Origin of the sequence: Okeania sp. SIO3B5, from assembly GCF_010692555.1 — a bacterium.
In the GTDB taxonomy this organism is placed as follows: Bacteria; Cyanobacteriota; Cyanobacteriia; order Cyanobacteriales; family Microcoleaceae; genus Okeania.
In genome coordinates, this window is the sequence record NZ_JAAHHG010000147.1 from 9206 (window position 1) to 20434 (window position 11229).

Consider the following 11229-nt stretch of genomic DNA (forward strand, 5'->3'; position numbering starts at 1 on the left):
ATGGAAAAATCTATTTTAATAGAAAATTATTGTTTCTTCCCTCTTCCTCCTTCCTTTTTTTAGGAAGTTATATCATGTTCGGTTGAATACTTACACTTTGGAGAAAGGAAGGCAGCTATGCTGGAGGCAGGAGGCAGAAGGGAAGAAAGGGTTAAAAGGGATAAAGTTTTTTTATAACTGATTATCCGAACATGATATTATTGTTTCTTCAATCTTCCCTCTTCCTTCTTCCTTCTTCCTTCTTCCTTCTTTCTTCTTCATGGAAAAATCTATTTTAATAGAAAATTATTGTTTCTTCCCTCTTCCTCCTTCCTTTTTTTAGGAAGTTATATCATGTTCGGTTGAATACTTACACTTTGGAGAAAGGAAGGCAGCTATGCTGGAGGCAGGAGGCAGAAGGGAAGAAAGGGTTAAAAGGGATAAAGTTTTTTTATAACTGATTATCCGAACATGATATTATTGTTTCTTCAATCTTCCCTCTTCCTTCTTCCTTCTTCCTTCTTTCTTCTTTTATGAAATATTCTATAGTAATTCCTATTTATAACGAACAGAAAAATCTCCCAGAATTATATCGGCGTATGAATGCCATTCTGAATAGAATGGATGGAGATGTAGAGTTAATTTTAATTAATGATGGGAGTCGCGATCGCTCTCTACAAATACTCCGAGAATTACATCAACAAGACTCTCGAATTTGTTATTTAAGTTTTGCCCGTAATTTCGGACATCAAATTGCTGTTACTGCTGGTTTAAATTTTGCTAGGGGGAAAGCTATTGTAGTTTTAGATGGAGATTTGCAAGATCCACCAGAGCTAATTCCAGACTTAATTGAAAAGTGGAAACAGGGTTATCAAGTTGTCTATGCTCAACGCACAAAAAGACATCAAGAAAGTTGGTTAAAAAAGTTGCCTGCTTTTCTATATTATCGGATTTTAAAACATTTAGCAGATGTGGAAATTCCCATTGATACGGGAGATTTTTGTTTAATGGATAGATGTGTGGTGGATGTTTTGAATAAAATGCCAGAAACTAATCGTTATATTCGAGGTTTAAGAGCATGGGTTGGTTTTAAACAAACGGCAATTAAGTTTGAGCGCGAACCTCGTTTTGCTGGTGATATTCAATATACTTTTGCCAAGTCTTTAGCCTTAGCAATTAATGGTTTAGTCTCTTTTTCTAAAGTACCTTTACGGCTGTCTACTTATATAGGATTATTTGCTGCTTGTGTTGCTTTATTGATGGCTTGTTTAGTTTTATATTGGCGGATTTTTTATCCAGATTCACCATTAACTGGTTTGGCAACAATTATAATGGCAATCTTCTTTTTAGGAGCAGTACAATTAGTAAGTATTGGAATTTTAGGAGAATATATCGGACGTATTTATGAAGAAGTGAAAGGTAGACCTCTTTATACTTTATCTGAAGTGGCAGGATTTGAGGATAAGAATTAATATCATGTTCGGTTGAATACTTACACTTTGGAGGAAGGAAGGCAGAAGGGAAGAAAGGGTTAAAAGAGATAAAGTTTTTTTATAACTGATTATCCGAACATTATATGTAAGCATTCAGCCGTCAGCTATCAGCCATCAGCTATTACTTTTAGTTTACGATCAAAGCAATATTTAATTTTCTTACTACAAAAAGTTAGCTCCCTTGTCCTTAAAGTCAGTTGTTAATTTAAACACTGTCCTATATGAGAGAATATTGTTGCGCTCTAGCTGACAGCTAATAGCTGAATGCTTACCATTATATAATATAATATTTTTTTGAGTAGGGGAGTAGGGGAGTAGAAGAAAATTGATTTTTAGGTGTTATAGATTGTCTGTTTTTGTAAGCATTCAGCTATTATATCAAATCCGCTTAATTGGACATAAAAAAAATCTCCAATTGCCATAACTACCCTCATCTTGTCTTATCTTTCTTCTTCTGAATTCTGTTTGCGAAGCATTCCGTAGGAAATTGCAGAATTGCTGAATTCTAAAGACTTAAGCATTCTATAACTGTTTAACCGGATTTGATATTAGCTGTCAGCTCTCAGCTCTTATTAGGAGGTTTAAATGAATATAGACTTTACAGCCGACTTTAGTAGTAAGATTTAATTCATCCTCAATTAGTAAAGCTTTTATCTCAAACTAAAAGCAATAGCTGATAGCTGACGGCTGTTTGCGCAGCATTCCGGAGGAAATGCTTACCGAATAATTAATAATTAATAATTAATAATTAAATAATTCGCGCCTTGAAGCCTCCCCTTTTAAGGGAAAAAAAGCGGTCGTTTCGGAGCATTCCGTAGGATGAGATGGATGGGTTTCCTAACCATATCCAATCGACCAAAAGAAGAAATAATATCTCCTGATATTCAATTCCGTAACAGTTTTAACCAGAGGTAATTATCAATTATCCATTATCCATTATCCATTATCAATTAATGAACTGTTTTCTTCAGAAAAATTGATATGATTATTATTTAGATACCACAATATAATTTTTAGCATTGTTTCAATCAATGAGCAATAATACTGAGAGTAACTGGAAATGTGAAGGGTATACAGAGGAACCTCATCCTAGTATAGAGGTTGAATGGGACCAAAAATGTCCTATATGTAACAGGGAGCGGAATAGCCCAAAACACAAGGGTGGAAAGTTTCCTATTGGAGCAGTAATAGCAGCTTTGTCCGCAGTAGCTGTTCTTGGTGGAGGTTACTGGTTATGGCCAAACCTAGTTTCCCAAAATTCAACAGACTCTTCTCAGGAGAGTACTGAACAGACAATTACTCCAACACCTAGTCCCAACGATCAGACTGGAGAAAAGCTTGGTTCAACTGTTTCCAGCGCTTCTCCTTCTGAGAAAGCAGACTCTTCTCAGGAGAGTACTGAACAGACAATTACTCCAAAACCTAGTCCCAACGATCAGACTGGAGAAAAGGTTGATTCAACTGTTCCCAGCACTCCTCCTTCTGAGAAAGCAACAACTCAAAAGCAACTAGAAGGTTTTAGTCAAGGAGAACAAACTCTATTTTCTGGAACTGGGAATGTTAATCGCGATCGCGGCATTGAAGCCTTCCAAAAAGGTGATTACTCCAAAGCTGCTGAATTATTCAAAAAGGCTACAGAAGCAGATCGTAACGATCCAGAAGTGTTGATTTATTATAATAATGCTCTAGCCAACCAGAAACCTAACCCAATTACTTTGGCAGTGGTTGTGCCAATTGATAGCAGACTCACTTCTGCCCAAGAAATGCTCCGGGGTGTGGCCCAAGCGCAAAATAAATTTAACAATTCTGGAGGATTTAATGACCAATTATTACAGATAGCGATCGCTAATGATGGCAACAAACCTGAACTGTCGGAGAAGGTAGCTAGGGAACTGGTTAACGACTCTTCTATTATAGGAGTTATTGGCCATAACTCTAGTAGTGCCAGCCAGGCAGGGTTAGCTGTCTATGAGGAGGCAGGTTTACCGATGATTTCTCCTACCAGCACCAGTACCTCATTAAGCGGTAAAGCTTTCTTCAGGACAGTTCCCTCAGATGCAGCAGCAGGGGAAAAGTTAGCAAATTATGCCTATAATAAACTTTTGATAGATAATGCGGTGATTTTCTACAATCCTAAGAGTTCCTACAGTAGTAGTCTGAAAGAGGCTTTTGAGAAAAATTTTGATAGCCTTGGAGGCCAGGTGATTCGGAGTGTTGATTTAAGTGATCCAGAATTTGATGCCAAGATAGATATTACTCGTATTGCCTTGAAAAAAGAAGCCCAGGCAGCTCTATTATTTCCAAATACCCAGTTTACTTCTGTAGCTTTGGAAATAACCAAGGCAAACTCCCAATTAGAGACGGAAGAAAGGTTAAAGCTGTTAGGAGGTGATGCTTTATACAGCCCTACAACTCTAAAAGCTGGAGCAAGTGTCGAAGATTTAATTTTGGCAGTACCATGGTTTGCTAAATCACCACTATCTCAAGACTTTTCAAAGATGGCAGAAAAGCAGTGGGGAGGTTTGGTTAACTGGCGGACAGCTATGAGCTTTGATGCTACACAAGCTTTTATTAATGCTTTTTCTAGCAATATCTCTAGGTCTGAAGTTTTGCAGCAACTTCAAGGCATCAATCTTTCATCAGATAAAACTTCTGGTTCCCCACTTGAATTTACTTCAGAGGGGGAACGTCGCAGCGAACCAATTCTGGTAAAAGCTACTCAAGGTGGCTCGGTAGCTCCCAATAATTCTAAATTTGGTTTTGATATTGTCAGGGAATAAAGATTGTGGAACTTTGTCAACAACCCAACGCTAATCTTTTGATATAGCGTGGGCTTGTAAATTTCGGTTTACAACCTTAGAGTTGACCCGATTAAGCCTTAATTGGCTACGTTAAGAGTGTCAAGATACCTTCAGATGCTCCAACAGTCTGTCGCTCTATCACTAACTATTAAACATTCTATTTGGGTATTGAAAGTGTAGTTAGTCTCAAAAGCATTCTTAACTTTATCTAGTTGGCCGTTACCCTAGCAATAGGAGATTTTTAAATGTTAAACAGAAACTCAGTTTTTGTTCTAGATACTAATAAGAAGCCTTGTGACCCAATCCATCCTGGTAAAGCAAGAAGATTGTTGTCAGAAGGGTTAGCAGCAGTATTTAGAAATTATCCATTCACTATTATCTTAAAGTCGGAATCAAAGCCTACAAAAAAGTATCGGATTAAGATTGACCCTGGTGCTAGATATACTGGATTAGCTTTATTATCTGATACCGATTTAGTTTGGTGTGCTGAACTTGAGCATAGAGGTTTCGAGATATCTGAAGCTTTGAGGGAGCGTAGACAAGTGAGACGTTCTAGACGTAATCGTAAAACCAGGTACAGAAAGGCTCGGTTTTTGAATAGAACTAGAACTAAAGGTTGGCTACCACCTAGTTTAATTAGTCGAGTTCGGAATATCAAATCCTGGGTTGATAAGTTAATCAAATTTGCCCCAATTTCAAATATTTCAATGGAATTAGTTAAGTTTGATATGCAGAAAATAGTCAATCCAGAAATACAAGGAACTGAATATCAAATGGGTGAATTGTTTAGTTACGAAATTAGACAATATCTACTTGAGAAATTCAATAGAACTTGTGTTTATTGTGGGACTAAGGAAGCTGTGTTTAACTTAGACCATTTCTATCCTAAATCTCGCGGAGGTAGCGATCGAGTATCTAATTTAGTTCTTAGTTGTGTTGATTGCAATCAAGCTAAGTCAAATAGTTTGCCTGAAGATTTCTTATCAGATCGGCCTAAAATATTAGAGATAATAAATAAGCAAAGAAAGCAACCATTAGCTGATGCTGCTGCTATTAATGCGACTAGGTGGAAACTTAAAGAAGTATTAGAGTCTACTGGTTTAATTGTTGAAACTGGTAGTGGTGGTTTAACTAAATACAATAGGAAACGTAATGGTATTAGCAAGTCACATTGGACTGATGCTGCTTGTGTCGGTACTTCTACACCCGATAGTTTAAATATTCGGAACTATCAGCCATTAATTATCAAAGCAATGGGTAGAGGGAATAGACAAATGGTTAAACCTGACAAATATGGTTTTCCTAGAACTGCACCAAAACTCAGACAAAAATCATTTTATGGTTTTATGACTGGTGATATTGTCAAAGCTGTTGTGACTAAAGGCAAAAAGATTGGTGTTTATACTGGTCGAGTTGCTGTTAGAAAAACTGGTAGTTTTAACATTAAGACTAAGACTGAAACTGTACAAGGAATTAGTCATAAATATTGTAAAAATCTACATAAGTCAGATGGTTGTACTTATAGCTTTGGTGAGTTAGTCAAACAAAAAACAGTTAACTTTGTCAAGAAAATAACTGAGACTTTAGATAGCCCAGTTCAATCTCATATGTTTGATACTTCTGGGCTAACTGCTGAGATTGAACCTAAAGCCAGAAGGAAAAAGAAAAAGCTTAAAGGTACTGATGGCGAGCAACTAAGCTTGTTTTAAGTACAGGAAGAGGAAAGTAATTTGTATGCTGGTTGCTTTCCTCCCGACATTAAATCAAAGATTATAATGCGGGTCTCCAGCAACTATTTAGATGAATGAAATTAAGTATTTTTGGGCGATTTTGGCACTACCCCATTTTTTATGTTTCTGCTGTTTTGAGCTTGGTATTCATAGTGTTGGGGATGCTGACTTATCTTCTTAACTTATTCTCACCTCCTTTCTGGGTAGAGCTAATTTTGGAATTAACTAACAGCACTTATGAGGAAATAGTTCAGACTTGTGGTCTTGCTAATTTAGGATTACAGATAATTGATGGTCTGAGTTCTAACCTACCATTTGTTTTACTATGGCTGGGTTTAGCCTGGATATCGTTAATGTGGATGCTTGTTATACCTATCGATCATCTATTGTGCTATAGAATGAAAATTCCTTACTATATAGCTGGAAAAATAGCCTACTTTAACGCTATTTTTTGGGCAGTAGCTACTCCTATTTTGTGGATATATGCAAATCCTTGGGTAATAGCTAGATTGTTAGCAGGAGTATTGTACGTTGCCCAAGGATGTGATATCAAATCTGGTTGAATACTTATTATGTGAGATGGGGAGATGGGGAGATGGGGGGATGGGGAGATTTAAGGCGAGAAAGTGTGGATAGAATTATAAACATATACTGTATAACTGGATTCTATATTATATCATGTCCGGATAATCAGCGATCAAAAAACCTTCTCCCTTTGAACCCTTCTTTCCCTTCTGCCTTCCCCTCCTGGGAGGGGTTAGGGGTGGGTTGCCTTCTGACCTCTGCCTTCCTGACTCCAAAGTGTAAGTATTCAAGCGGACATGATATTAGAGGAGGAAATAAAAATTCTCATTTTTTTCAATCACCACTTTTGATTTTAATTTGTAATTTACGGAGAAAAAAATGCCGATCGCTGAAACAGAAAGAAAAACGATTGTCCCCACTCTAGTTATCGGAGTCGGAGGAACAGGTTTAGAAGTAATTTCGCGACTGCGACGGTTAGTTGTAGAATCTTATGGTAGCTTGGAAAATCTACCAGTTTTGTCGTTTTTACACATTGATACTGACCGGGAGTACAAAATCCAACAAACCAGGATGGCAGGACCACCATTAAAAGATATTGAGAAATATTGGGCTCATGTATCCTATGAAGAAGCTACTGATATAGTCAACAACTTAAATCAATTCCCATGGTACAAAGAATGGCTTCCTACCGAACTTGCCTCTCAACCAGGACTTTTAGCTAGCGTGGAGGGAGCTAAACAAATTCGAGGCTGCGGTCGATTTGCTTTCTTCTTTAACTATGACGGAATCAGAACAGCCACAGAAAATGCTAAATCTAGAACAGATTTTCATCAAGATTTGATGCAAAATCAATATGGACTTAGAGTAGCTACTACACTTAATATTTTTATAGTGGGTTCAATTTCTGGTGGAACTGGAAGTGGAATGTTAATCGATCTAGGATACTCCCTTCGTCGCTGGTTTGCCGGACAACAGATCGAGACAACAGCAATTATTCCTTCTCCTGATGCTTTTAGTATTGCTGGCGAAAAATCCAGAGTTAAGGAAAATGGTTACGCTGCACTCATGGAGCTGAATTACTTTTCCGACAGCAGAACAAAGTTTACCTACTCTTACAGTCGCGACGACCGAATGCCAGATGAAATTGCACCACGAACACCTTACGATTTTGTTTATTTAGTGGGTACGAGCAATGGTTCCCGGGTACAATTAGACATAAACGATATGCGGGAAATGTGCGCTCAAAATATTTTCCTGGATCTGGTGTCTAATTACTCTCCTTATAAGCGATCGCTCAGAGATAATATCAAATCATTTGTGACTGTTGATGATAGTTCTCAAGGACAAACTTATCCGCGTAATTTTATGAGCTTTGGGTTAGCTACTATAGAAATTCCCATTCAACCTATTAGGAATTTTATCGGAGGCAGATTAGCAGCCGAACTTTATGAATGGTGGTTAAATTTCCATGCGAACTTACCCCCTGAACCTCGGAAAGAAATTGAGGATGAGTTGAAGGCAATAAAATTAATTGGTAAGGATATTCTCAAGGCTATTTTACTAGCTGGCGATCGCCAATTAATCACTCTGGCGGCAAATTGGATTAGTGAACTGGATGCAGAAGTAGCAGATTTAAAACTACTGCAATGCACGGCTCAAATGCCCAACCCTTTTGCAAAAGAAACAGGTAAAGTTCTAGAGTTAATCGGTCATATTCAACCAAAAGTTGAAGAATACAGAACCGTAAAATTCGCTGACAATTCCCCTGATGAAAGACTGCATGGTGATTTTCTCAAACAGATCTATGATAATCGAGAGCAATTAATTAGGCAAGGAAAATCTCAACTAGAAGAAAAGGTATATAACTACTTAGAAGACCGCAATCGAGGTCCCAAGTTTGTCGAGACTATGCTTAATTATATCGAAGATATATTTACATCAGAAATCAATCGGTTTAAGCGAGAAGCTGAGAAAACTTGGTCTGTAACGGAGGAAGCTGGGCAGCAAAGATATGATGCTGCTATTGGACGCATTAGCCAATCTGCCAGTCAGTGGATGGTTCGGAAACAAGACAAAATTAAGCAAGACTATGATACTGCCTTATCAGGTTTGAGGCTTTCTTTTGCTGCTTGTTTGGAGTATAAGTCAAGGCAAGTTGCAGTTAGGGTACTCGAAGAACTGCAAAAGACTGTTGAAAGTTTAAAAATCCGAACTAACCGATGGTTGCAGCAAATTTCATCCTCAGCAGAAGATTTTCGCAAGACTGCTGAGGAGGAAGCTAACCAAGCTAGCAATATGAAAATAGTTGGTCTAAACCTGTTTGAGGATGAGCGAGAAAAATCAAACGAGTTGTATGAAGACTTTTTAGCTTCTTATCAAGGCATAGATGTTCTCGCCAGGCAAATGACGGCAAGGATCTTAGACAAAAGTAGTTCTTTATGGAAAAAATCACGGGATGTTGCAGCGGTATTCCACCTTTTTGATATAGAGAAGCTTGATGTAATTACTTATCCCAAGTTTAGAAGATTTGTTCTAGAGACAACCGCAGAATTTATTGCTAATGTGCCAGAACAGAGTAAAATTAAATCGGAAATGGATGCTTGTCTGCGCTTAATGAAGCAATATCCCAAAAAAGAAGCTAGGGATGCCAAAATTAAGTTGCTTGCAGAAAAATCAAAAGCTTTAGTGGTTCTTAACCGGGTAATTCCTAGCCTTTCCGAACCTCAGTTTGATTACAAAGAGGAATCCCTAGTTGGTTTAGTTGGTGGAGAAGATACACAGGATGAAGCAGCTCGGGAGCAAGTGACACCTTTGAAACAAAACTTTAAAACTCTTGCACCGCTCACTCCAAGGGAACAACACAAAATTATAGCAGTTCACGAAATAGGCGGGTTTTCTCTTCGTTGTATTGAGGGAATTAAACAATTACGTCAATCTTACCAAAAATGGCGTGGACGGAAGGTTAAGGCAGAACGAGAGGCGCTGGAAGGCCGTGCTAATAAAACAGAACCCACTGTGCATATACAAGAGGATATTAGTCTATTTTGGGACTTGATGCCTGCCGATCCGGAAATTGAGAAATTGGTAATTGTTGCCCACGCTCTTGATATTCTCCGGGAAGAAGTGTACGCATATACAGGAAATCATGTGATTTGCTACAATAAAAGCAATCGGGGAGATGTGGAGAAAGTTGTACTAGCAGCTAATTGGGAAGATGCGGTTCAAGTACTAGAGTTATCAGTTTCTTCAGCAGATAAACAAGAGATAAAACGACAATTAGATGGACTGCTCGAAAAAGCAGAAACGTTAGAACAAAAGCAACAATTATCTGAGCGACTTAATTCCTATCTCCAAAGTCGCCTCAATGACTTTCGTAAAGAAGGAGGAGACACCAACCCCAGGTATAGGCGAGAGAAAAATATTATTCAAGATTTTATGGAGGTTGCAAAACTTCCTAAACCTGGAAGTAATGGTACTACTAATCAAAATCACTCTACGAAAGCAGGAATAGGGTTTGATGTCAATTCTGCGGAACCCAAAAAGTCTTCACCAAATGTGGGAGGGGGAACAAGGAACTCAACAGAACCTCAAGCAACTACTCAACGAAAATATTGTCCTAATCCTGAGTGTCGTAAAGAGGTTCCGTTAGGCGCTCGTTTTTGTTCGTACTGCGGGACTTCTCTGTCTTAGCTTGATTGAGGACTTGGCTTGATATTTGTAAGCAATTAAGCGGAGCATTATCGCTATTCTAGGTTGAGTAGCGTACTGCCTACAGTGCTTTTCAAATTAATGAACCACATCTTCACACATCAAACCTTGTAGGGACGTTCCATGGAACGTCCCTGCTTTATACATATAATATCATGTCCGGTTGAACAGTTATAAATAGGGTTTGCTGAAAAAGTCTTATGGGTGAGGGTAGGAGTCAGGAGACAGGAGACAGGAGACAGGAGGAATAAGGAATGAGCGAGGAGGCAGGAGGAAGAATTATCCCAATAGTGATTCTGCCTCGCGTCAACCCAAAATCCTAACTTTTTGAGCTTTAAGGAGCAAAAACCTTGTACTTTTTCAAGACCTAAAACGGCTAAAACCAATATCAGTCAATGCTTTAAAATTTAATCAGCAAACCCTAAATAAATAACGACTTAGGAGTCAGGAGTCAGGAGTCAGGAGTCAGGAGGGAAGAAAGAAGAAGAAGGAGAAAGTTTTTTTATCACTAATTATCCGGACATGATATAACTTATGTAGTAGAAGGTATTTCCGTCATTGCGAGCGATAGGGAAGCAATCTCAAAAATTAGTCCAGTAGTGGACTGATATCATGTTCGGTTGAATACTTATAATATCTGTGGTTCGAAGGCAGGAGGCAGAGGGCAGAAGGCAGAAGGGAAAGAGCAAGGTTAAAAGGCAGAAGGTTTTTTATAACTGATTATCCGAACATGATATGACACACTTTAAATTGTGCATTAGAAAATGGGGTGATGGGGTGATATCATGTCCGGTAGCATCGGAGCGTGTATAAAATTAAGGTGACAATGAAAGAAAACCTTCTGCCTCCTGCCTCCTGCCTCCTGCCTTCTGACAACCATTGTCTAATTATTCAACCGGACATGATATGATGGGGTGATGGGGCGATCGTGGCAAGACACGGATTATGGCACGGATAAACGGATTAAGAGTTAGTCTAGTTATTTGGAAATGA

The 11229-nt window shown here is 38.4% G+C and carries 5 protein-coding genes; all 5 read left to right on the top strand.

The features are described 5' to 3' along the window. Window positions 1-512 precede the first annotated feature (512 nt). Entirely contained in the window at window positions 513-1451 is a 939-nt protein-coding gene (locus tag F6K54_RS19965) for a glycosyltransferase family 2 protein (protein ID WP_293080930.1), read from the top strand. Between the two features lie 1040 nt (window positions 1452-2491). Then, window positions 2492-4252, top strand: a complete 1761-nt coding sequence (locus F6K54_RS19970; RefSeq protein ID WP_293080933.1) for an ABC transporter substrate-binding protein — start codon at window positions 2492-2494, stop codon at window positions 4250-4252. Window positions 4253-4518: 266 nt separating this feature from the next. Continuing rightward, complete coding sequence (iscB, locus tag F6K54_RS19975) at window positions 4519-5982, top strand: RNA-guided endonuclease IscB (RefSeq protein WP_293080936.1); 1464 nt, start codon at window positions 4519-4521, stop codon at window positions 5980-5982. A gap of 95 nt (window positions 5983-6077) precedes the next feature. Beyond that, window positions 6078-6566, top strand: a complete 489-nt coding sequence (locus F6K54_RS19980) for a hypothetical protein (protein WP_293080939.1) — start codon at window positions 6078-6080, stop codon at window positions 6564-6566. Between the two features lie 340 nt (window positions 6567-6906). Further along, complete coding sequence (locus F6K54_RS19985; RefSeq protein WP_293080942.1) at window positions 6907-10218, top strand: tubulin-like doman-containing protein; 3312 nt, start codon at window positions 6907-6909, stop codon at window positions 10216-10218. The last annotated feature ends 1011 nt before the right edge of the window (window positions 10219-11229 follow it).